Raw genomic sequence first — 22456 nt, forward strand, 5'->3', positions numbered from 1 at the left:
TTTGCGACAATTTCGCAGAAATTTGGACACGGTTGTGTCCGCCGGCGCAGGGTGAGCGGGCAGATTGTGAACGGGTTGCTGAATGACGAGTCCCATCGAGCGGATGCGCGAGCGAGCGGAAGCCTTCCACGTGCTCGGGCTGAGCGAGACGGCCGCTCCGGGCGAGATCCGGGCGGCGTGGCGGCGGGTGGCCTTCGAGGTGCATCCCGACCGGACCGGGGGCGATTACGACGACTTCATGCGCGCCAAGGCCGCCTACGAGCTGTTGCGGCCCGATGGAGAGGCGGGCGCGCGGCCGTCGGCTTCTGCGGCGCGCGGCTTCCGCACCGGGCGGTCGCCCACGGGCGCCCGGCCACGGGTGGCGACCCGCCGCGTGCCGCTTGGCGCAGAGGCGGTCGCGGCCTGCCGGGCGCTGCTCGAGACGGGGGAGGCCGGCGAGCCCGTGTCCGAGGCCGCCGCGTCTGCCGCGGGCCATGTTCCCGATGCGGTCGAGCGGCATGGGCGCAGCCTGACCTACATCGTGGCAACGGAGCTCTCGGAGGGCATCAACCGGGTCGCCCTGCCCACCGCGCTGCTCGAGGACAACCGCAGGGTCAAACCGCGAATCGTGACGGTGCGCGCCGCCCGCTCCGGGGCGGGCGAGGTCCGCGTTCCCGACCGCCAGCGTGCCCGCCTGTTTCCCGGAGCGCGGAGCGTCACAATCCGGTTCGGTCAAAGCTGAGCGGCAAGGGGCCTGGCGTGGCGGCATCGCCGCCCTCGGGCCTGGGGCGAGCGGCGCATGCGGTCGCCTGTCCTGTCAGGTCGACGGCGGGGCCGCACCGCGGCACGGATCGACGCGCCGCGCCGGACCGAGGAGCCTACCCGGTAGCCTGCCGCAACGACCGCCGCCATGCTGGCCGATCATGACAGCGACCGCGTGCGTTCTCGCCGCTGGACGGACCTTGCGATGGCCACGCCCGGCCGAAAGCATCCGTGCGCCGGGTCTCGCCCACCGCCGCGACACTGTGACGACGCCCGACGCGGTCACCACGCGACGCGCGGCAGGCACGAGAGGGACATCTGCCCGCATGCGGATCGCCTCGGACCCCTGAATTCACGGACGATCGCCCCGGCCCCACCCGTCGCGCCGACCGCCGCTCCTTCACGTGTCGCCTGACATGGCGCCCGTGCGACGGAGTGCACGCGTCTGCAGAGCCGGAACCCGTGCTGCCTGCGGGCGGTTCCGGTCTCGTCACCTCCGATCGCGAGAGGTCCTCGCTCCGGCCGCGGGCGCCTGCCGGAGGGTGAACGGCAACCGAATGAACCGCACCGGGGCGAGGCGGATTGCCGCGCGGGCCGGAGCTTCAAACTTCACATTCGATGCAGACATTGGAATGTGATCGACTTCGCAACCGAGAGGGATGTCATGACCGACCGCAGCAAGAGCATCGAGAACCTGCAGACGGCGCTGGCAATGGAGCTGACCGCCGTCAACCAGTACCTGCTGCACGCGCACACGCTGGAGGACTGGGGGCTCGACAAGCTTGCCAGCCGCATGCGCGACGAGATGCAGGAGGAGCTTGGCCATGCCGGCCAGTTCATCGACCGCATCATGTTTCTCGGCGGCACGCCCGAGCTGAGCGCGACCAAGACGCCGCAGATGGCCGAGACGCTCGAGGGCCTGTTCGAGGCCGACAAATCCGAGGAGCAGGGCGCCATCGACTTCTACAGCCGTGCGGCGCGCGACGCGGCCGAGGCCAACGACATCGGCACCCGCACGTTGTTCGAGACCATCGTGATGGACGAGGAAGGCCACTGGGACTGGCTCGACCGTCAACTCGCCACGCTCAAGCGTATGGGCGAGCCGGCCTTCATGTCGATTTACATGAGCGGCGAGAGCGGGGAGGGCTGAGCGCCCTCCCGCGGCCAGCCTCGCCCGCGTGTTTCGGCGGGTCTGTCCACGCATCGGCGCGCGGGCACTCAAGCGGGCCGCCAGCGTGGCGCGAGGCCGCCCTGGCCATCCGCGAGGTTGCACGCCCTTCGCCGCTGCTCGCGGGGGCCGGCCCCCCGGTCTCCGTCGGCGCCTGCAGCCCGCTCATCCAAGCCACACGGCGGCGGCGCCGACGGCAATGACCGCGGCGTAGATCGGAAGCACCGTCAGGCCGAGCCGCGCCGACCCCGCGACGGCGCTGATGGCCCCCTTGACCGCGGTGTTGACGGACACGGCGATGAATATCGCGATGGCGCCGCTCGCCGCGGCCAGATCTTCGCCCACCAGCTTCGACACCGAGATCGTCAGGGCGTCGACATCCGTGATGCCCGACAGGGCCGCACCCGCATACACGCCGCCCGTGCCGAGCCAGAGGTCGAGGTAGTGGACGGCGAGAAGCACGGCCGCGAGGACGGCCCCGAACGAAAGCGCGGTGGTCAGCTCCAGCGGGTTGGCGATGCCCTCCACCGCGTCGCTCGCATCCGGCCCCCCGTCCGAGCGGGTGAACACGAGCAGGGCGCCGGCACACCCTGTCGCGGCCATCACGCCCATGGGCAACGCGAGCGGCAGCACGAGGCTGGGCTCGAAGACCGCGACGAGCACGAGGATCCTCAGGAACGTTACCGACCCCGCGACCACGATGCCGGCCGCGGCGAGGGGCGCGATCGCGGGGCGGGCCTTGACGAGGCGGGCGAGGGCCAGCGTGGTCGAGGTCGACGAGGCGAGGCCGCCGAACAAGCCGGTCAGCGGTATGCCGAGGCTGGCGCCGCCCAGTCTAATCGCGCCGTAGCCGAAGAATGACAGCCCGGCCACCACGACGGCCGCCCACCACAGCTCGTACGGGTTGAGCACTTCGCCGGGGCCGTAGCCCTCGTTCGGCAGGAGCGGCAGGACGACCACCGAGATCAGCGCGAGCTTGAGCAGCGCATCGAGTTCGAGCTGGCGGACGTGCGCCACCCATCGGTGCAGCCGCGCCTTCATCGACAGGAGCAGCGCCGCCACGACAGCGACCGCGGCGGCCGGCGCCATCGCGCCCAGCACCGATACGGCCCCGAGGGCGAAGGTCAGCAGCAGCGCGACCTCGGTCGTCAGGCCCAGATCGTCGTCGATGCGCAGGCGCACGGCATAGCTGACGGCGAGCAGCGCGGCGAGGGCGGCGAGCGCGATGGCAAGCACGACCGGCGCGGTGAGATCGGCGAGCCAGCCCGCGAGACCGCCCAGCAGCCCCGCGAGGGTAAATGTCCGAATGCCGGAGATGCGCCGTCCCTCGGCCTCGTCCCGACGGTGCCAGCCGCGTTCGAGCCCGAGCAGCAGGCCGATGGCCAGGGCCAGCCCGAGACGGAGGAAGATCTCGGTGTCGTCCATTCCCGTCCTATGGACGCGGCGCCGCGCACGGGCCGCGACCGCGGTCAACGGCGGGACGCGCCGATCGTGCCTCGGGCGACGCATGTCCGCGGCGGGGCAACGCGGCGGTCGGGGTGCCATGCGTGCCGGCGGGTTCGGGAAAGCCCGGTGCAGCGGGTGCAGGGCACGACGGAAAGCCGGAATTGTCGCACAAGGACCTGTCCATCGAGAACCCCGCGGAGAAGCTCGACCAGTGGGAGGCCGACGCCGTCAGGATGCAGTCGAAGCACGACGAGGTCCAGCCCGGCGCCGGGATCGCCCTCCGCCCGCAGATCGACGGGGCGGAGCTGGCCCCGAGGCAGGGCGTGCGGCCGGACAGCCCGCAAGGGCCGAGCCGAGGGCCGGCGCCCTGGACACGAGAGACACGCTTTCCCGGGCCTCGAGCGACGACCACGGCGGCAAGGGGCCGACCGACCGGGCTGCGGGCGCTCCGATCAGATCTCGTTGCGAACCTGCGCGTAGGTCAGGGCCGCGAAGATCCCGGTTCCGCCCAGCACGTTGCCGGCGAAGGCTGGCAGCACGCCGCCCAGGAGCGCCGCGCGCAGCCCGAGTTCCCCGAGCGCCACGAGCAGGAACAGCTCGGTCGCGCCGGCCACGACATGCGACATCCCGCCCACGCCGATCATATAGGTCAGCAGGAGGATCATGAGCACCTCGCCCGCACCGTCCATCCGCGGCAGCGTCCAGACGAGCGCGGCGACGATGAACCCCGCCGGAATGCCCCAGGCGAAGTGCTGAAGCGGCGTGGCCTCGGCATAGTGGCGCGACACGGCGAGCACTCCGTCGAATCGCGCCTCGGGCAGGATGTGGCCGTAGGCGAGCACGAGCGCCGCCGCCGCGCACCCCAGGAGGTTCGCCGCGAGCACGGTGCCCCACAGCCGCGCGGTCTGGGCGAATTTCGTGCGCGTCGGCGCAAGAAACAGCGGCAGGATCGGCGTGATCGTGTTCTCGGTAAACAGCTGCATCCGCCCGAGAATCACGATCAGGAAGCCGATCGTGTAGCCGATGTTGGAAATGGCCGGCGCCCACTCGGCCTCGGGCAATAGCGACGCCAGCACTCCCTTGCTCACCACCGAGGTGCTGAGCGCGAATCCCGCCGCCACGCCCGACCACCACAGCGCCGAGACAGGCCGCGACAGTTCGTGCTCGCCATCGCGCCGGATCGCCTCGAAGATGACCGACGAGGGGACCTTGGCGTATTCCTCCGCCTTTTCTTCTTCCTCCCGATCGAGGTTGGCCTTGTCTGACATCGTTCCGCCCCTTTCTGCCCGCCCAACGCGCCGCGGGGTCGGCTGGATCCTCGCCCGGACAGCGACGTCCTCCAACCCGTTTCGCGGATTTTTCAAGCGGACCACGCACGAGCCCCCGGCCCGTTCACGGGCGGCGCTGCCGCGTTTTTCGGCCGGGTGCTCTCGATGGGCCGTCGCCGGCGGTTCCGTCCGCCGCCCTGCAGCCGCGTGGCACCGCTCCGGGCGAGGGGGCTCGCCGACCGGCGGTCGCGCTTTCGGCCCGCCGTGCGGCGCGCCCTGCGGGAGGCGATGCGCGCCTGCCGGGGAGGGAGAGGCCTCGAGGCGCCCGGACCGGCAGCCGCCGGGCAGGCGGCGAGTCGGGGTCGGTCGCCGCGGCGCGGGCCGAACCTCTCACGGCAGGCATTGCCGCGCGCCGCCGACGCCGATACCCCTGAGGGCATACCGATGCGGATCGCGGAGGCGCCGATGGCCCTGTTCCCTCTCTACCTCGCGATCTGCGCCGTTCCGGCCGCCGCGGGCATCCTGTTCAAGCCCGGCACCTGGTACCGGGCGCTCGACAAGCCCGCCTGGACGCCGCCGGATGCGCTGTTCCCGGTGATCTGGGCGGTGCTCTATGTCCTGATGTCGCTCGCCGCGGCGCGCGTGGCGTCGCAGCCGGGCACCGAGGTCGCCCTCGGTCTCTGGGCGCTGCAGATCGCGATCAGCACGCTCTGGTCGCCTGTCTTCTTCGGCCTGCACCGGATCCGGGCCGGTGCCGTCGTCATCGCCCTGCTCTGGCTGGCGGTGCTGGCCACCACGCTGGCCTTTGCCGCGCACGATGCGCTCGCGGCCCTCATGATGGTGCCCTACCTCGCGTGGGGCAGCTTCGCCCTCGCGCTCAACCTGTCGGTCATGCTTCGCAACCCGGCCCCCGCGCGGCCGTGAGCGATCGCACGTCGCGGCGGGGCGGCAGCCGGCTTGCGCCGCCCTTCGGGCAAGATCGACGACCGGCCGGTTGATCGGCATCGCGAAGGCCGGTGGACCGGGGCGGGTCATGTCAGGCAACAGGCGGGCCGCGCATGCCGGAACGAAGGCCGCGTCGAAGAAGCCCGCCGCCTCCGGCGCCAATGGTCAGCTCGCGGCAGGGTCGGACGGGCCGCGATCCGCATCGCGCAGGGCCTGGATCTCCTCCTCGAGGATCGGCAGGGCGAGGTTGCAGGCGTGGATGCCGATGATCGAGGTGAGCTGGATCGTCTCCAGGATCTCTTCCGCCGTGGCGCCGGCCTCGAGCGCGTTGCGGACATGCCGCCGGACACCCGGCCCGTAGAGATGGGTGGTGGCCGCGTTGACGGCGATCAGGATCAGCTCCTTGTGCTTGCGCTCGAGCGGGCCCTTCGTCTGCGGCACGGCCCGGAAGGCGAGGTAGGCCTCGAGGAAATCGGGATCGAACTCGCGGAACTTCTCCCACAGCGGGTTCCAGTCGCCGGCCTCGCGGTGGGCGCGGGTCTGAGGATACGGCTCGGCGGCTTCGGTCATGCGTGGGTCCTTTCCTGTTCGTCCTCGGCGATGAAGGCCGCGCCCCGTTCGCCCGCCATGATCGCGGCGGCATTGGTGTTCGACGACGGGATGTCGGGAAAGACCGAGGCGTCGATCACGCGCAGCCCCTCGACCCCGTGCACCCGCAAGCGGGTATCGACCACCGCCGTCTCGGGCGGTCCCATCCGGCAGGTGCCGACGGTGTGCCATGCGGTCTGGCCGCTGCGGCGGGCATAGTCGAGCAGCGCGTTGTCGTCGTCATGCCCCGGGCCGGGCAGCTCCTCGCGCACGATGACGCCCGCCATGGCGGGATCGCGCGCCACCCGGTCGAGCAGGCGCAGCACGCGCAGGGCGCAGGCGGCGTCTTCGGGATCGGCGAAGTAGTTCGGCTGGAGGAGCGGCATCGCCTCCGGGTCCGGGCTCTGCAGGTGCACCGAGCCGCGCGAGCGCGGGTGAAGCTGGAAGCCGCCAAGGGTGAAGCCCGCGAAGCGGTCGATGCCGCCCTCGGCGTCGCGGGCATACCGGTCCTTTCCGCTGATCTTGTAAAGGCGGATCATGGCGTCCGGCCGGGCGAGACCGGCCGAGGTGCGTGCGATGGCGTGGGCGGTCGACGAGGTGCCCGCGAGCAGGCCCTTGCGCGTCAGGGCGTAGCGCAGCCCCTGCACCGCCTTGACCAGCGGGTCGCGCATCAGGTCGTTGATCGTGGGCCCCCGCCGGGCGCGGTAGGTGCGGCGCACCTGCAGGTGGTCGCTCAGATGCTCGCCCACGGCCGGGGTGTGGTGCACCGTCTCGATCCCGTGCGCGCGCAGCCGCGCGCCGTCGCCGATGCCCGACAGCTCCAGCAGGTGCGGTGACATGATCGCGCCCGCCGACAGGACGACCCCGCGCCGCGCCGTCAGGCGCTGCAAACCGCCTGGCGTGAGGCAGTCGACCCCGACGGCGCGCTTGCCGTCGAAGACGATGCGGCGCGCCCGCGCGCCCGTCAGCACCCGCAGGTTGGACCGGGTGCGCGCCGGATGCAGGTAGGCCACGGCCGACGACCAGCGCCGCCCGCGAAAGGCCGTCTGTTCGAGGTATCGGACCCCCTCGTAGGGGCCGGCGTTGTAATCGTCGGTCTGCGGGATGCCGACGCTGCGGCAGGCTGCGATGAAGGCGTCGGATAGCGGATCGGGGTCGCGCCGGCCGAGATCGGTGATGCGGACCGGCCCGTTCCTGCCGCGCTCGGGACGGGTGGCGAAGGCCGCGCTCTCCATCCGGCCGAACCAGGGCGCCACGTCGTCCCACGCCCAGCCGGCCAGTCCCTCGTCGGCCCAGCGGTCGAAGATGGCAGCCTCGCCCCAGATATAGGCCATGCCGTTGACCGCCGACGACCCGCCGAGCACGCGGCCGCGGGGCGAATAGATCTCCTGCCCGGCCAGATGCTCCTGGGGGGCGCTGCGATAGGGCCAGACCCAGTCGGGGTTCGTCAGCACCCGGCCCACGCCGAGGGGGATGTGCAGCCAGATGTTGGCGTCTTCCTCCCCCGCCTCGACCAGCGCGATCCGCCGCGTTCCATCCTCGGACAGGCGCGCGGCGACGGCCGCCCCCGCCGATCCCGCGCCCACGACGACGTAATCGTAGACGTCTGCCATGGCTCAGGCTTTCGCGCGGTGGGCGAAGGAGTCGCGCCGGAACGAGTAGAGCGCGTCGGGGTCCATCATCACGTCGACGACCGCGGGCTTGCCGCAGCCCAGCGCCTCGCGCAGCGCGTCGGGCAGGTCGCCCGGCGCCTCGACGCGGATGCCATGGGCACCGTAAAGGCGGGCGAGCTCGTCGAAGGGCGGGTTGCGCAGGTCGGCCCCGATGTAGCGCTGGCCGAAGAAGTCGCGCTGATAGGCCTTCTCGGCGCCCCAGCACTGGTTGTTCATCACGACGGTCACCGTGTTGATCCCCTGTTCGACCGCCGTGGCGAGTTCCGCCGCGCCCATGGCGAAGCCGCCGTCGCCGTGCAGGCTGATGACGGGCCGGTCGGGGCAGGCGAGCTTGACGCCAAGTCCGCAGCCGAAGGAGAAGCCCACCAGCCCGAAATCAAGGGGCGTGAACAGGGCCGGCACCGTGCGGTAGTTCAGCTTTTCGGTGGCCTGCAGGCAAAGCGTGCCGGCGTCCATCGTGTAGATCGCGTCGGCCGGGGCGACGTCGCGCAGCGCCTTGAACATCGTCTCGGGTCCGATCGGGGTGCGGTGGGGGTCGGCCGTCTGCTCGCGCGCCTCGAGATAGGCGGCGCGGTCGGACAGGAACCGCTCGAGCCACGCCCTGCCGCCATCGCAGGGGCCGCATGCGGCGCGCAACTCGTCGGCGACCGCCGCCGCGTCGCCCCAGATCGCCACCTCGGCGGGGAAGAAGCGGCCGAGCGCCGTCGGTTCGATCTCGACCTGCACGATCTTCGCGTCGGGGTTGACGTTGTCGTAGCTGTAGAAGGTGGAGTTGAAGCCCAGCCGCGTGCCCAGCGCGAGGATCACGTCGGCCTCGCGCGCCAGCCGCGAGGCGACGTCGTTGCCGCGCGGCCCGACCTGCCCGGCGTTCAGCCGGTGGTCGAAGGGCAGCGCGTCGCCGTGACCGGGCGCCATGGCGACCGGCACGCCGAGCGCCTCGGCCAGCCCGAGCACCGCCTTCTGCCCGCGCTCCGACTTGAGGCCGCCGCCGCCCACGATGAGCGGCCGCTCTGCGCCCTGCAGCAGCCGGGCGGCCTCGGCGATGTGGCCGGCGTCGCCGCGCAGCGCCGCGCCCAGCCGCTCTATCCCGCTGGGGCGGATCGCGTCGAACTCGGCCTCGCCCGCCAGCACGTCGCGCGGGAGGTTGACCAGAACAGGCCCGCGGCGTGGCGACAGGGCCGTGCGGAACGCTTCGTTGACCAGCTCGGGCACCCGTGCGGCGGCGTTGGCGTGGTAGGTCTTCTTGGTGATCGGGTGGAACAGGGCCATCTGGTCCACCTCCTGGAAGGCGTCGCGGTGGACATGGCCCGAGGCGAGCGCGCCCGCCAGCGCCACGACCGGCGAGTATGCCGCCCGCGCCTGCGCGATGCCGGTGACGAGGTTGGTCACGCCCGGCCCGTTCTGCCCGGCGATGATCACGCCCGCCTTGCCGCTGGCGCGCGCGTAGCCGTCGGCCATGTGGGTGCCCGTCCGCTCGTCGCGGACGCCGACGAAGCGGATGTCGGGCGCGTCGTAGAGAGCGTCGAACAGCTCCATTGTGGCCGAGCCGATCAGCCCGAAAACGGTGTCGACCCCGTTTGCCCGCAGCGCCTCCACCGCGGCCCTGCCTCCGCTCATCTTCGGCATGTGTGTCTCCTGTTCCCGGCCTGGGCGGCGCTGGGCATGCCACCGGCGTGTTTCCCCGATGTTATGCGCTGCCCAACAGTAATGTCAACAATATTGAAGACATTCTGACCGCTAGCAATGTCGGCAAGCGATTGGTATATGTTTCCGACCGTGCGATGACGGCGCCCGTCCGATGGCGGGAACGACCGGGCAGGCGCCCTCCGGCGCGGCACATCGCGAATGCGGAGCGGGAACGGACCGGGCGGACGATGGCGAAGAAGAACGTGCAGGGCGCGGCGGCGATGGCAGACCGTGGGGGGCAGAGTGCGGGCGACGGAAGTGCCGGTGCGCCGGACGTCTCCGTGCGCCCCGAGCGCAACAGGAAGGAACGTGCCGAAGAGATCCTGCACATCCTGCGCGGGCGCATCGCCAATCACGAGCTGCCGCCCGGCACCCGCCTGCAGGAGGTGGAGCTGGCCGAGGAATTCGAGGTGTCGCGGGCGGCGGTCCGCGAGATCCTCGGTGCGCTCGAACAGCGCGGCCTCGTCAACCGCGTGCCCAACCGGGGCGCGGTGGTCGCTCGGCTGGAGATCGAGGAAATCTACGAGATCTTCGACGTGCGCGAGGCCCTCGAGGGGCTGTGCGTCCGGCTGGCCACGCAGAACGCGCCGCCGCAGACGTGGGATCCCTTTCTCGAGCGTTTCGGCGACGGGATGGCAGAGGCCATCGCGAAAGGAGAGGTCGAGCCCTATATCGACACGCTCGAGGATCTGCGCCGCGAGACGGTGCGCTGGGCCGGCAACAGCCACGCCACGCATTTCCTCGACCTGCTGCTCGAGAAGACCCACCTGATCAAGCTCCGCGTCATGCTCCTGCCCGGGCGCGCGGCCGCGGGGCGCGAGATGCATGTCGAGATGTTGCGCCACATGCGCGCCGGCGACGCCGCGGCGGCCGAAGCGGCCAAGAAGCGCATCATCCGCTCGGCGCGCGACTGGCTGGAGCGCTACCGCAGCTTCGTGATGTAGGGGCGCCGGCGCGTCCATGGCAGCTCAGGCGGTCTGGCCGCCGTCTGCCCGGCGCCGGCACCGCACCTCCCAGAGCGTCGCCAGGGCCACGGCGCCGAGCGCGGCAAGGGTGATCGTGACATCGGGCATCAGCAGCGCGAGCCCGCCCACGAGCCACACGCCCCGCGCGGCCCACGACCGCGCCTCGAGCTGAAGCGCCGCCGCGAGCGAGACGATCGCAACGATCGCGATGCCGGCCTCGAACAGGATCCCGGCGGGCGTGCCGTCCATCAGGATCTGGTGGCGGTAGATGAAGAGGTAGGGCACGAGAAAGCCCGCCATGCCCAGCTTGAAGGCCGTCAGCGACACGCCCCAGACCGAGGCGCGCCCCAGCGCGGCGGCTGCGTAGCTGGCCAGTGCCACGGGCGGCGTGATCGCCGACATTGCCGCGAAGTAGAGAACGAAGAGGTGCGCCGCGATCGGTTCCACCCCCAGCCGGGTGATCGCCGGGGCCACGACGGTGCCGGTGATCGCGTAGGCCGCCACCGTGGGCAGCCCCATGCCGAGCACGATGGTCACGAGCATCGCCATGACGAGCGTCAGCAACAGGTTGCCCTCGGTCAGCGTCACGATGACCGAGGCGATCTTCAGGCCCATGCCGGTCAGGTTCAGCACACCCATGATGATGCCCGCCGTGGCGCAGGTGGCCGAGATGGCAAGGATGCTGCGCCCCGCGTCGACACTGGCCTCGGCCGCCCGCGCCGGGCCGATGCGCGTGGACTTGCTCACCCAGCTGACCAGAAAGGTGGTCGCGATGGCGAAGATCCCGGCCAGGATGATCGACGTGCCGACCCAGAGCAGCGAGACGATCAGCACGGCGGGCGGCGCAAGGAAGTAGAGCCCGGTCAGAAGGGTCTTCCGGTCGACGTTGTAGTCCTCGGCGTCGACCCCTCCGATGCCGCGGTTGACCGCCTCGAAATGCGCCATGGCGAAGACGGCGAGGAAGTAGAGCAGCGCCGGGATGGTCGCGGCGACGATGATCGAGGAATAGGCGATTCCCGTCATGTCGACCATCAGGAAGGCGGCCGCCCCCATCACCGGCGGCAGGATCTGCCCGCCGCTCGACGAGGCCGCCTCGACGCTCGACGAGACGCGCGGGCTGTATCCCGCGCGTTTCATCAGCGGGATGGTCATCGAGCCGGTGGCCACCACGTTGCCCGCCGAGGTGCCGTTGATCATGCCGAAGAAGCCGCTCGCGACGATCGACACCTTGGCCGGCCCGCCGCGCGCCTTGCCCGACAGCGCCATGGCGACCTTGATCAGGTAGTCGCCCGCGCCCGACGCCATCATCAGGCTGCCGAACAGGACGAACAGGTAGATATAGGTCGCGGCCGAGCCGAGCGGGATGTTGAAGATGCCGTTGGTGGTGAAGAGATACGTCACCAGCCGCTCGAAGCTGTAGCCACGGTGGCTGACCACATCAGGCAGAACGTCGCCGAAGAGGGCGTAGAGGATCGCCACGAGCGCCAGGACGAAGATCGCCGTGCCCGCCGTCCGGCGCGTGACCTCGAGCACCGTGACAAGCAGCGCGGTGCCCAGGATGATGTCCCATTCCGAGGGGCGGACGCCCGCGCGCATCGTGATGCCGCGCAGGTCCACGGTGACGTAGATCGCGCTCCAGACGGCCGCGACGGCGAAGGCGAGGCCCGTGATGCGCGTGATCCGGTTGTCGGAGGTCAGCCCGCAGACGCCCGCGAAGGCTACGAGCCCCGCCAGGTGCCACGCCCGGAAGATCATCGGGTCGAGCGGCCGGATTGCGAGGGCATAGAAATGGAAGAGCGCGATCGCCACGGCCAGGGCGACGATCGCCGCCTGGACCGGGCGCGCGCCGCCGGACAGGTTATTCAGCATCAGGCCCCTCGGGCGGTCGGGCTGCGGTGGGGATGGGCGCGCCGGGGCCGTTGTCGACCCCGGCGCCGATCAGCTTCAGGAGCCGCTGCCGTCGCCGCGCAGCCGGTCGGGAATCTCGACGCCCTGCTCCTCGTAGTAGCGCAGCGCGCCGGGATGCAGCGGGATCGTGATCTCGCCGACGTTCTCGAGCTGCACGTAGCGCGAGGCCGGGTGCGCCTCGATCATCGCGTCCTGGTTCTCGAACACTGCCTTGACGATCTCGTAGACCGTATCGTCGGGCATGTCGGCGTTCGTGATGAGGAAGTTCCAGACCGTCAGCGTCTCCTGGTCCTCGGTCACCGCCTCGTAGGTGCCGGCCGGCACGATGCCGGTGCCGAAATAGGGGTATTCCTCGATGAAGGCGCGGCTGATCTCGGGCGGCAGGGTGATCAGGTTGATCGGGTCGGTGGATTCGTTCTCGGCGACCGCTGGGTGCGGCAGGCCCGCCGTGGTGAAGGCGGCGTCGATCTGCCCGTCGCGCAGCAGGTTGACGATGTCGGAGAAGCCCGCATTGACCATGCGCGAGGGCGTGACGCCCGTCTGCTCGTATACGACGCGGCCGTAGGTGTCGGGCGTGCCGCCGGTCGGGCCCATGGCGACGACATTGCCGTCGAGATCCTGGAAGCTCTCGATGCCCGAGGTCTCGAGCGACCACCACGTGAAGAAGCTGGGATACATCGGCAGCACGGCGCGGATATTGTCGTATTCCTCGCCGTCGGCCCATTCGATGCCGTTGAAGCCCTCGTAGGCGGGGGCCGCGGTCGACAGGCCGAGCTGCATCTCGCCCGCATCGACCAGCTGGATGTTGTGCAGCGGGCCGCCCGTCACCTCGACATTGGCGTCCATGCCCGCCTGGCTCAGCACGTTCGCGAGGCCGCCGGCCCAGACATAGTAGGTGCCGCCGACCGAGGCCGCGCCGATGGTGACGTTGTCCTGTGCATGGGCCGCGGAGCCGATCGCCACCGCGAAGGCGGCCGAGGCCGCCGCTTTGCCAATCGTTCTCATCTTTTCCTCCCTCTCGGTGTCTCGTCGCGGAACAGGGCGACCCTGGCGGCTGCATTCTCCTGCGTGGGCAGGTTGGCAAGAACGGGGCATAAATGTCAACAATTTAGTCGCGTATCTTGCCGACCTTTCTGTTGGCTGCCCAGTGCCTCAGCCCATCAGGGCGTTGAGGGCCACGAGCAGGCCGATTCCGGCGCTGGCGAATCCGACCAGCAGCACGGCGCTGTCGCTGAAGATGACCGATGCCCGGCGCACGCCGAACATGCCCGTCGAGACGATCATGATCAGGCCCGCCGGCGCGATCATCGCGCTGCACCCCCAGCCGAGCAGCACTGCGGCGCCGACGACGAGGTCGTGCACCTGCGTGTCGACGCTGGCGAAGACGGCGAGCAGGATCGAGGCGATCACGATGGGATGCCCGCCCATCACCACGACGGCCATCATCCCCCCGACGATCCCGGCCACCAGCAGGGGCGCGGGGATGTCGGGTGTCAGCACGCCGCGCACCGTCCCCTCGACCGTCGGGCTCGCCCGCATCACCGCACCGAGGGTGAAGGCCCAGGCGACGATGGAGATCTCGGCCCCAAGGCGTCCGAGCGAGCGCCCTGTCGCCGTGAGGGCCTGGCGCACGCCGCCGCCCGGCTGCATCGTCAGCAGGGCGGCGGCAAGCGGCGGCAGCGTCAGCGCCGCGGCTTCGAGCGTCGACAGCCCCGTGGCCGACCGCAGGCCGACGATGAAGACGGCGGTCGCCACGACCCAGGGGAGGATGCCGCTGAGCCCGCGCACGCCATCGGCAGCGAGCGCCAGACGGTTCGGCACCCTGATGCGGGCGAAGGCCACGCCGAGGCCGAGAGCGGCGAGGGCGAGGCCTACCAGCACGAATTTCCACAAGGCGATCTGCGGCATGAACTCCGAAACCACGGCCATCGCCACGAAGACGGGCGACCAGATGACCGACAGGCACACCCCGAAGATCGCCGCGAGCGCGAGGTCGCGCCGCTCGCGCTCGCCCGCATCGGCCGGGACGACGGGCGACAGGACGGCGAAGGCGCCGACCGTCAGGGTGCTCCCGATCAGGTGCCCGCCGATCAGCACGAGGCCCTTCTTCCGCTCCGGATCGGCCGCGGCGACCCGGTCGCGGTAGTCGACGAGGCGCCGGTCGCCCGCCACGGCGTTGCGCAGCAGGAAGACCGAGGGCAGGAAGGCCGCGAAGATCATGGCGTCCTGAAAGCCCCCGATCGCCTCGGGCCCCGCCGCATCGACATGCACGAGGGCGGCGATACCCGCCAGCAGCAGCAGCGTGAGCACGCGCGTGCCGAGGTCGCCGGTCGCCAACGCGAGCGCGAGGAAGGTCAGGAACAGCCCGCTTGCGCCCCATGTGACCGGGCCCGGCACATCGAACAGCAGCCGCGCCACCTCGATCGGCCAGAGTATCGCGAGCACGAGCCCCATGACGCGGAAGATCTGCCCGCCCGGAGACGGGGGCGCCGCCGCGGCGCCGGGCAGAACCGGGCGTGCGTCACGCGGCATCGCCGTGCCTCCACGGGGGCCGGATCCGGCCCGGTGCCGCCCTGCGCGCGCCGGCCCGCCTCATCGGCGGTCAGGGCTGCACGCCGCCGCGCAGCCGCGGGCCGAGCTCGATCCGCTGGCGCCGCTCGGCAAGCTCGACGAACTCGCACAGCACGGGGCGTGTCTCGCGCGGGTCGATGATCTCTTCCACGGCGAAGGCCTCGGCGCTGCGGAAGGGCGAGGCATAGGCGGCGAACTCGGCCTCGATCTCGCGCTCGCGCGCCGCGGGGTCGGGCGCGGCGCGGATGTCGCGGGCGAAGGCCGCGGCGACGCCCCCCTGCACCGGCAGCGAGCCCCACTCGGCCGAGGGCCAGGCGAGCTTGAGGTCGATGTCGTTCTTGTTGCAGGTGGCCATGCCGGCCATGCCGTAGCACTTGCGGATCACCAGCGTCAGCGTCGGCACCTTGAGCCGTCCGGCGGCGAAGACCGCGCGCATCCCCTCGCGCAGGGTGCCCTCGCGCTCGGCCTTCTCGCCCACCATGAAGCCGGGCACGTCGACGAAGAAGACGATGGGCAGGTGGAAGGTGTCGCACAGCTCCATAAAATGGACCTGCTTGCGCGCGGCCGCGGCATCCATCGCGCCGCCATAGACCATCGGGTTGTTCGCCACGATCCCGACGGGCCGGCCGCCGAGCCGGGCGAGCATGGTGATCAGCGGCTTTCCGTTGGTCGGGCAGATCTCGAAGCCGGACTCGCGGTCGATCACCAGCTTGAGCAGCTTGCGCATGTCGTAGGGCTGGGTGCGCTTCTGCGGCACGACGCTCGCCAGCCCCTCCTCGCGGCGGTCGGCGGGGTCGTCGGCCGGCAGGACGGGTGGCGCCTCCCACACGTTGGAGGGCAGGTAGGAGAGGAAGCGGCGAATCTGCGCGAACGCCTCCTCCTCGGTGTCGGCGGCGTTGTGGATCGTGCCGGCGGCGTCGACGGCCACCGCCGCGCCGCCTAGCGCCTCCTTGTCGATCTCGGTGCCGAGGGATCGCTTCACCACCGGGGGGCCGGCGGCGAAGATCTGGCTGCGGCCGCGCACCATGACCGAGAAATGCGACAGGATCGCCCGGCCCGCGGGCCCGCCTGCCGCGGTGCCCAGGACCGCCGAGGCGACCGGCACCGCGCCGAGCAGCGACACGGAGCGCTCGAAGCCGTGCACGCCGGGAAACACGCTGTGGCCGCGCTTCCTGATCGACGTGACGCTGCCGCCTGCGCCGTCGATCAGGTTGACCAGAGGGATGCGGTAGTGCCACGCGAGATCCTCGACGAAGCCGCCCTGTCCGCCCTTGCGCCGCTGGCTGCCGAAAGTCGTGCCACCGCGCACGGTGAAATCCTCGCCGCCGAGCGCCACCGGCCGCCCGTCGATCCGGGCGAGGCCGGCGACGTAGGGAGCCGGCGTGACCGACACCAGCCTGTTCTCGGAGTCGTAGCTGCCCGCGCCCGCGAGGCTGCCCACCTCGCGGAAGCTGCCCGCATCGGTCAACGCGGCGATGCGCTCGCGGATCGTCAGCCGGCCTGCCGCGTGCTGGCGCTCGATGGCGGCCTCGCCCCCCTGGCGCAGCGCCTGCTCGCGGCGGAAGGCGAGCTCCTCCAGCGGGTCGTCCCAGTCGTGCCCGGTCTCGGCCCCGGTCTCGGTCTCGGCCCCGGTCTGTGCGGTGCGGTTTCCGTCCCGGCTCATGCCGACACCACGCAGACGACATCGCCCTCCGCGACCGGGTCGCCCTCCGCCACGCGGAGCTCGGACAGGCTGCCGGCCGCGGGCGCCTCGATCGGGATCTCCATCTTCATCGACTCGAGGATCATGATCGCCTCGCCCTCGGCAACCGCCTCGCCCGCCTGCTTGACGATCTTCCACACCGTGCCCGTCACGTCCGCCGCGACCTCGTGATCCGCCACTTTCGCTCTCCTCTTTCGCCCCGGCGGCGCCAGGCTCAATACGTCGTCGGCCAGCCCGCCATCCGGTGCCGGCCGATGCCGCCCGTCAGACCCGCCTGGTGCACCTCGAGCATGCGGATCAGGTGGGCGCGCGTGTCTTCGGGCGCGATCACCGCCTGTGCGGCGAAGATCTCGGCAAGCCCCCAGACGGTGTTGTCGCGCGCCATGTCGGCGCGCAGCCGATCGCGCTCGGCCTCGTCGACGTCGCGGCCCCACGTGACGACCTCGACCGCATAGGCCGGATCCATGAAGCTGATCTCGGCGCCGGGCCAGGCCATCACCTCGTCCGAGTTCCGCCCGCCGCCCATGTTGAGATACGCCTGCCCGTAGCTCTTGCGCATGATCACCGACAGCTTCGGAACAGTGCACATCTGCAGCGCGGTCATGAAGTTCATGATCTTGCCCGGGGCCTTCATCCGCTCGCCCTCGACGCCGATCACGAAGCCGGGCGTGTCGACGAAGAGCAGCAGCGGGATGTTGAACGAGTCGCACATCACGATGAACCGCGTGCACTTCTCGCAGGCCGGCACGTCCATCGCGCCCGCCTTGTGGCGCGGGTTGTTGGCCACGATCCCCACGGTCTGCCCGTCCATCCGGGCGAGGCCGGTGACGGCGGGGCGTCCGAAGGCGGGCTTCATCTCGAAGAAGCTGCCGGGGTCGACGATGGCCTGGACCATCTTGCGCATGTCGTAGACCTGCCGGCGGCTCTCGGGCAGCGTCTTGCGGATCGCCGCGGCCGCCTCTTCCCCGATCTCGCCCGGCGGCTCGGCGCGCGGCGGGGCCTCGTTGCGGTGCGAGGGCAGGTAGGACAGGAAGCGCCGGATCAGGTCGATCGCCTCCGCGTCGGTCTCTGCCACCCGGTCGATCAGGCCCGTCACCTCCGAGTGCAGCTTCCAGCCGCCCAGCTCCTCGGGCTCCACCGTCTGCCCGATGGCCGCCGAGGCGAGCAGCGGGCTCGCCACCGCCATCGTCGCGCCCTTCCGCATCACGGCGAAGTCGGACAGGCAGGTATACCATGCCGACGAGCCGTAGCATTGCCCCAGAACGGCCGAGGCCCAAGGGCTTTCGCGCTCGCGCACGTATTGCTGCGGGTCGTTGCCCAGCTGGGTGCCCATGCCGCGGGCGCCCATGTTGTCGGGCATCCGCGCGCCGGAGCTTTCGCCGAAGAAGACGATGGGAAAGCCCCGCTCGGTCGCCACGCGCTTGACGTGTCCGATCTTCTTCATGTTGGTCTGGCTGCTCGACGCGCCCTTGACCGTGAAATCGTTGGAAACGACCGCCACCGGCCGCCCCGCCACCCGGCCGAACCCGCTCAGCTTGCCGTCGCGCGGGGTGGTCTCGGGGTCGGCGCCCGGCGCGGAGGAGACGGCGAGAAGCCCGCTCTCGACGAAGCTGCCGGGGTCGACCAGCCGCTCGACCCTTTCCTCGGCGTTCAGAAGGCCCGCCTCGCGCCGCCGCGCCAGCTTTGCCGCGCCGCCCATCGCGCGGGCGCGCGCCTCGCGGGCGCGCAGTTCGGCCGTGTCGTCCTCAGCTGCCATGCGCTGCACCTTTCGCGTCGGTGTCGCCAACTGGCTCCGGCGCCGTGCCCAGCGCCACCACGCCCGCCTCGGCCAGCCGCGCGATCTCGGCCGCGTCGAGGCCGAGTTCGTCGCGCAGCACCGCCGCGCTGTCCTGCCCGATGTCGTGACCGGCCCAGCGCACCGCCCCGGGCGTGCGCGACAGGCGCGGCACCACCGCGGGCATGGCGACGGGGCCGAGCACCGGGTCGTCCGCCTGCGCGATCATGCCCCGCGCGGCATAGTGCGGATCGGTGAAGATGTCGGCCATCGTGTAGATGCGCGAGGCCGGCACCGCGGCCTCCTCGAGCAGCCGCTCGATCTGGGCCAGCGGCAGCTTGCGCGTCCAGCCCTCGATCTCGGCGTCGATCTCGTCCTCGTGGGCGGACCGCGCCACGGCGGTGGCGAAGCGCGGGTCGTCGACAAGCTCCGGCCGCCCCATCACGCCGGCCAGCCGGGCGAAGACGCTCTGTGCCCCGGCAGTGATGTGGATGAAGCCGTCGCGCGCCCGGTAGAGGGTGTTGGGCGTATGGTCGGGCAGGCGCGAGCCCGCCCGCGTGGCGACGTGGCCGAGCTGCTGGTAGGCCGGCACATGCGGCTCCATGAAGCTGAACGCGGATTCGTAGAGGGCGGCGTCGACCACCTGGCCCTTGCCGGTGCGCGCCCGGTCGTGCAGGGCCAGCGCCGCGGCATAGGCGGCGTAAAGGCCGGTGATGTAGTCGGTCATCGAGACGGCCACGCGCGCGGGCGGTCTGTCCGGGTCGCCGGTGATCTCGCGCAGGCCGCTGAACGCCTCGCAGACCACGCCGTAGCCGGGGCTCTGGCTTTTCGGCCCGTCCTGCCCGAAGCCGCTGATCCGCACGAGCACGAGACCGGGATTGACCTCTGAGAGCGCGTCGTAACCAAGCCCCCACCGTTCCAGCGTGCCGGGGCGGAAGTTCTCCACCACGATGTCGGCGCGCTCGCACAGCCGGCGGGCGAGGGCGCGCCCCTCGTCGGAACGCATGTCGGCCGCGAGGATGCGCTTGTTGCGCAGGATCGAGGCGGCGTAGAGCGACCGATCCTCCTTGCGCTTGCCCATGCTGCGCACGGCATCGCCCTCGATCTGCTCGACCTTGACGACGTCGGCGCCGAAATCGGCAAGCAGACGGGCGCAGAACGGCCCCGCCACGGTGGATCCCAGTTCGACGACCCGGCATCCGGCCAGCGGCCCGTGCGCCCCGTGCCCGTCAGCGCCTGCAGTCTCGACATGAAGCGACATGGATCTGACAGAGCCTCCCCGAGCGCGTGATCTGCGCTATCCAAGTAGTGAAAGGTTGGCACGATTGTCAACATTATGATTTGGAATATTGTCCCAAGGGGCGGGTTCGCCCGGGCCGGGTGTCGGGCGAGCGGCGCCGCCGCTGCTAAAGGGAGTCGTCGTCGGCCCGAGCGATGCCCGGCGACGATCCGGTCGAGGGGGCCGGTCGAGGGGGCGATCGAGGGGCTAGTCACGCCTCCCTTGGTGGCGCATGCGCTTTGCCCGGCGCTCCTGCAGCTGTCGGGGCTGCGGGGCATGGGCCGCACGGGGCGAACCCGGTCACAGTTTGCGCGGTGCCGCCGAATGCGCGTGCCCCCGGGAAGCCGGAGCCCATCGACATCCAACGGCATGGACATGATCCGGATGGCGCGCGTCGCGGCACCGCGCGCGAGCGCGCCCTCGCGCGTGCAGATGGTCCTGCGCAACTCGGCGTCGCCGATCACGCCGGACATGTTCGACGCGGTGACAGGGTGACCACCGTCACCCCATTTGCTGCCCCGGCGGTCCGTAATGGACTGCCGGCGACATCTTTGCCACGCAAGTCCTTGATTTTGTGGTACCGCCTCCCCGGCTCGAACGGGGGACCTCTAGATCCACAATCTAGCGCTCTAACCAACTGAGCTAAGGCGGCCCGGGCGGGTTCCTAGCCCCGGCGGCCCAGCGATGCAAGGCCCGCGATGGGCAGTGGCCGTCGGTCATGTCGCTTCTGCCGACCGTGCTCGGCCAGGTCGCGCCCGCCGCGTCGCAACGGGCGGGTGCCGACGGACAGGGAGCCGGCCTGCGCGTTGAGCCGCCCGCCGCGCTGTGGCTGTCGCAGGTGCCGACGCGCAGGTCGGTGCGGCCGGCGGCGCGGGCATGGGCGGGGCAGGTTTCGCGCGTCGGCCGCCCCGGCGCCAGCGCGCGCCAGCCGGGCTCGGGGGCGGCCGCGCCGACGCACGGGATGGAGCCCGCGGGCGCTGTGCCGTTCCTTGCCCCACTCGCTGCCGCCCCGCCCGCTGCCGCCCCGCCCACTGCTGCCCCGGCTTCGGCGATCCGGCCCCGCTCGTCGGGCGGGCCGGCGAGGACCTCGGAAATCGCGGCGTCGACATCGGCGGCGAAGCGCGCGTCGGCCCGCTCGTCGCGCCGCAGCGGGCGCGGCATCAATCCGGCGGGCCGCGCCGTGCCTCGGCAGGGGCATCGTCGGTCATGTCGCGCGGCAGGCCGGCGCAGGGCCGCAGGCCAAGCGGCGAGTCCGGGCGCGTCGGCCGCGCTTGCGCGGCGCCTCCGGGCGGGCTAGGGCAATCGCCTCAGCCGGGAGGCCGTCCATGGGCATCGACACCGAGAGCAACATCTCCGCCAATCTCCAGATCGGGCCGACAAACCTCGGCATGGTGCGGATCTACGTCGAGGCCGAGGGCATCGATCTGCCGCTCGATTTCGATCCCGACGAGGCCGAGGAGATCGCCGAGGAACTGCGCGCCGCCGCGGCCCGCGCCCGCCGCATGGGCGGGGGCGGAGGCGGGAAGGACAAGGGCCGCGGCCGCGGCAAGGGCTGAGGCGGCCGGTCGCCCGCCGTGCCGGACGGGCACGCCTTTTCCGTGTGCGCCCCATGCAGGCCCCGTCAGCGGGGCTTCCCCGTCGCGCTTCTTCGGAGCGGCACGGTTGCGCCCTGTGCGCCGCATCGGCGGGCGGCGGCGGCGGGGCTTGTTCCACCCCGGATTTTTCTGTGCTAGGCGACCGGGGCGGGCGGCTCGAGACCGCCGGGCGACGGGAGCAGGAACGGGAGCGGATCGCGTGAGGCTTCGAGTGTTGGCACCCTTCGGCCTCGCCGCCCTTCTGGCCGCGTGCGGCGGGGGCGGGGGCGAGGGCGGGTTCCTCGGGTTCGGCGGCGGGGGCGGCGGGTTCTTCGCGAGCCGGGAGGTTCCGCTCGAGTCGCAGACGCCCGAGCAGATCTACGCGCAGGCCGAGGTGCAGCTCGACCGCGGCCGGCCAGACCGGGCCGCCGAGCTCTTCGCCGAGGTCGAGCGGCTCTATCCCTACTCCGCATGGGCTCAGCGCGCGCTGATCATGCAGGCCTTCGCCTACCATGCCGACCGCGCCTACGAGGAGGCGCGCACCGCCGCGCAGCGCTACCTCGACTTCTACCCCGCCGACGAGGACGCGGCCTACGCCCAGTACCTGCTCGCGCTGTCCTACTACGACCAGATCGACGACGTGGGCCGCGACCAGGGCCTGACCTTTCAGGCGCTGCAGGCGCTGCGCGCGGTGATCGAGCGCTACCCGGACAGCGAGTACGCGCAGTCGGCGATCCTGAAATTCGACCTCGCCTTCGACCATCTCGCCGGCAAGGAGATGGAGATCGGCCGCTACTACCTGCGGCGCGACCACTTCCCGGCCGCGATCAATCGCTTCCGCGTGGTGGTGGAGGACTTCCAGACCACGACGCACACGGCAGAGGCGCTGCACCGGCTGGTCGAGGCCTATCTCTCGCTCGGGCTCGAGGCCGAGGCGCAGAGCGCCGGCGCGATTCTCGCCTACAACTTCGAGGCGACGGAGTGGTACCGCGACAGCTATCGCCTGCTGGTGGAGCGCGGGCTCGAAGCCGAAGCGCAGGGCGACAGTTGGCTCGCCAGTATCTATCGCCAGACCGTGCGGGGCGAATGGCTCTGAGCTGAGCGCCTGCGGGTGGGCGACGCCGGGTGGCGGCTGGAGGAGGGGGCCAGCCCCCGTCGGCCGTTCCGG

19 protein-coding genes and 1 tRNA gene are annotated in these 22456 nt (G+C 71.3%); 7 read left to right on the forward strand and 13 right to left on the reverse strand.

Going from position 1 to position 22456, the window contains the following annotated elements:
- Positions 1-82 precede the first annotated feature (82 nt).
- On the forward strand, positions 83-721 hold the full coding sequence (locus DLJ49_RS00930; protein ID WP_115391630.1) for a J domain-containing protein: 639 nt from the start codon (positions 83-85) through the stop codon (positions 719-721).
- Positions 722-1405: 684 nt separating this feature from the next.
- Positions 1406-1891: a bacterioferritin gene (locus DLJ49_RS00935; protein WP_115391631.1), complete on the forward strand. Its 486-nt coding sequence runs from the start codon at positions 1406-1408 to the stop codon at positions 1889-1891.
- Positions 1892-2074: 183 nt separating this feature from the next.
- Here the strand turns inward: DLJ49_RS00935 and DLJ49_RS00940 are convergent, their stop codons facing one another.
- Positions 2075-3334, reverse strand: coding sequence for an MgtC/SapB family protein (locus DLJ49_RS00940; protein ID WP_158547365.1), 1260 nt, complete (start codon positions 3332-3334; stop codon positions 2075-2077).
- Positions 3335-3807: 473 nt separating this feature from the next.
- Entirely contained in the window at positions 3808-4623 is an 816-nt protein-coding gene (locus tag DLJ49_RS00945) for a formate/nitrite transporter family protein (RefSeq protein WP_115391633.1), read from the reverse strand.
- 465 nt (positions 4624-5088) lie between these two features.
- Here DLJ49_RS00945 and DLJ49_RS00950 point away from each other — a divergent pair, with 465 nt between their 5' ends.
- Entirely contained in the window at positions 5089-5547 is a 459-nt protein-coding gene (locus tag DLJ49_RS00950; protein WP_115391781.1) for a tryptophan-rich sensory protein TspO, read from the forward strand.
- Between the two features lie 186 nt (positions 5548-5733).
- Here the strand turns inward: DLJ49_RS00950 and DLJ49_RS00955 are convergent, their stop codons facing one another.
- Genes DLJ49_RS00955 through DLJ49_RS00965 form a run of 3 tightly spaced genes read right to left on the reverse strand, consistent with a single transcriptional unit; the run spans position 5734 to position 9455 of the window.
- Positions 5734-6138 (reverse strand): carboxymuconolactone decarboxylase family protein, encoded by a 405-nt coding sequence (locus tag DLJ49_RS00955; RefSeq protein WP_115391634.1) that lies wholly within the window; start codon positions 6136-6138, stop codon positions 5734-5736.
- Positions 6135-7769: a GMC family oxidoreductase gene (locus DLJ49_RS00960; RefSeq protein ID WP_115391635.1), complete on the reverse strand. Its 1635-nt coding sequence runs from the start codon at positions 7767-7769 to the stop codon at positions 6135-6137. The genes DLJ49_RS00955 and DLJ49_RS00960 overlap by 4 nt, the downstream gene beginning before the upstream one ends.
- Positions 7770-7772: 3 nt before the next feature.
- Complete coding sequence (locus DLJ49_RS00965; RefSeq protein WP_115391636.1) at positions 7773-9455, reverse strand: thiamine pyrophosphate-binding protein; 1683 nt, start codon at positions 9453-9455, stop codon at positions 7773-7775.
- Positions 9456-9703: 248 nt separating this feature from the next.
- On the opposite strand from DLJ49_RS00965, the gene DLJ49_RS00970 reads away from it, so the two are divergent.
- The gene (locus DLJ49_RS00970; RefSeq protein WP_158547366.1) at positions 9704-10459 is read left to right on the forward strand and encodes a GntR family transcriptional regulator; all 756 of its coding nucleotides are present in this window, start codon (positions 9704-9706) and stop codon (positions 10457-10459) included.
- Between the two features lie 24 nt (positions 10460-10483).
- Here the strand turns inward: DLJ49_RS00970 and DLJ49_RS00975 are convergent, their stop codons facing one another.
- The 7 genes from DLJ49_RS00975 to DLJ49_RS01005 all read right to left on the reverse strand — a co-directional run bounded on the left by DLJ49_RS00975 (position 10484) and on the right by DLJ49_RS01005 (position 19696).
- Positions 10484-12349 carry a TRAP transporter permease gene (locus tag DLJ49_RS00975; RefSeq protein ID WP_115391638.1) on the reverse strand — a complete coding sequence of 622 codons (1866 nt, stop codon included), beginning with the start codon at positions 12347-12349 and terminating at the stop codon, positions 10484-10486.
- Between the two features lie 75 nt (positions 12350-12424).
- A complete protein-coding gene (locus DLJ49_RS00980; protein ID WP_158547367.1) occupies positions 12425-13393 on the reverse strand; it encodes a TAXI family TRAP transporter solute-binding subunit in 969 nt (322 codons plus the stop codon).
- A 147-nt stretch (positions 13394-13540) separates the two neighbouring features.
- Entirely contained in the window at positions 13541-14920 is a 1380-nt protein-coding gene (locus DLJ49_RS00985) for a hypothetical protein (protein WP_115391640.1), read from the reverse strand.
- Positions 14921-14990: 70 nt separating this feature from the next.
- The gene (locus tag DLJ49_RS00990) at positions 14991-16622 is read right to left on the reverse strand and encodes an acyl-CoA carboxylase subunit beta (protein WP_115391641.1); all 1632 of its coding nucleotides are present in this window, start codon (positions 16620-16622) and stop codon (positions 14991-14993) included.
- Entirely contained in the window at positions 16619-16840 is a 222-nt protein-coding gene (locus DLJ49_RS00995; protein WP_115391642.1) for a biotin/lipoyl-binding carrier protein, read from the reverse strand. Before DLJ49_RS00995 ends, DLJ49_RS00990 begins: the two co-directional genes overlap by 4 nt.
- 35 nt (positions 16841-16875) lie before the next feature.
- Positions 16876-18417, reverse strand: coding sequence for an acyl-CoA carboxylase subunit beta (locus DLJ49_RS01000; protein WP_115391643.1), 1542 nt, complete (start codon positions 18415-18417; stop codon positions 16876-16878).
- Positions 18407-19696: a CaiB/BaiF CoA transferase family protein gene (locus DLJ49_RS01005; protein ID WP_115391644.1), complete on the reverse strand. Its 1290-nt coding sequence runs from the start codon at positions 19694-19696 to the stop codon at positions 18407-18409. The genes DLJ49_RS01000 and DLJ49_RS01005 overlap by 11 nt, the downstream gene beginning before the upstream one ends.
- 387 nt (positions 19697-20083) lie before the next feature.
- Here DLJ49_RS01005 and DLJ49_RS22705 point away from each other — a divergent pair, with 387 nt between their 5' ends.
- On the forward strand, positions 20084-20209 hold the full coding sequence (locus tag DLJ49_RS22705) for a hypothetical protein (protein WP_255566482.1): 126 nt from the start codon (positions 20084-20086) through the stop codon (positions 20207-20209).
- Positions 20210-20289: 80 nt separating this feature from the next.
- Here the strand turns inward: DLJ49_RS22705 and DLJ49_RS01010 are convergent.
- Positions 20290-20366: transfer RNA gene (locus DLJ49_RS01010), tRNA-His, on the reverse strand.
- A gap of 673 nt (positions 20367-21039) precedes the next feature.
- On the opposite strand from DLJ49_RS01010, the gene DLJ49_RS01015 reads away from it, so the two are divergent.
- Together DLJ49_RS01015 and DLJ49_RS01020 are read left to right on the forward strand one after the other, a co-directional pair.
- Positions 21040-21270 (forward strand): DUF6324 family protein, encoded by a 231-nt coding sequence (locus DLJ49_RS01015; protein WP_115391645.1) that lies wholly within the window; start codon positions 21040-21042, stop codon positions 21268-21270.
- Positions 21271-21508: 238 nt separating this feature from the next.
- Positions 21509-22384, forward strand: a complete 876-nt coding sequence (locus tag DLJ49_RS01020) for an outer membrane protein assembly factor BamD (protein WP_255566483.1) — start codon at positions 21509-21511, stop codon at positions 22382-22384.
- Positions 22385-22456 lie beyond the last annotated feature (72 nt).

This window comes from Rhodovulum sp. 12E13 (genome assembly GCF_003340565.1).
In the GTDB taxonomy this organism is placed as follows: domain Bacteria; phylum Pseudomonadota; class Alphaproteobacteria; order Rhodobacterales; family Rhodobacteraceae; genus HLUCCA09.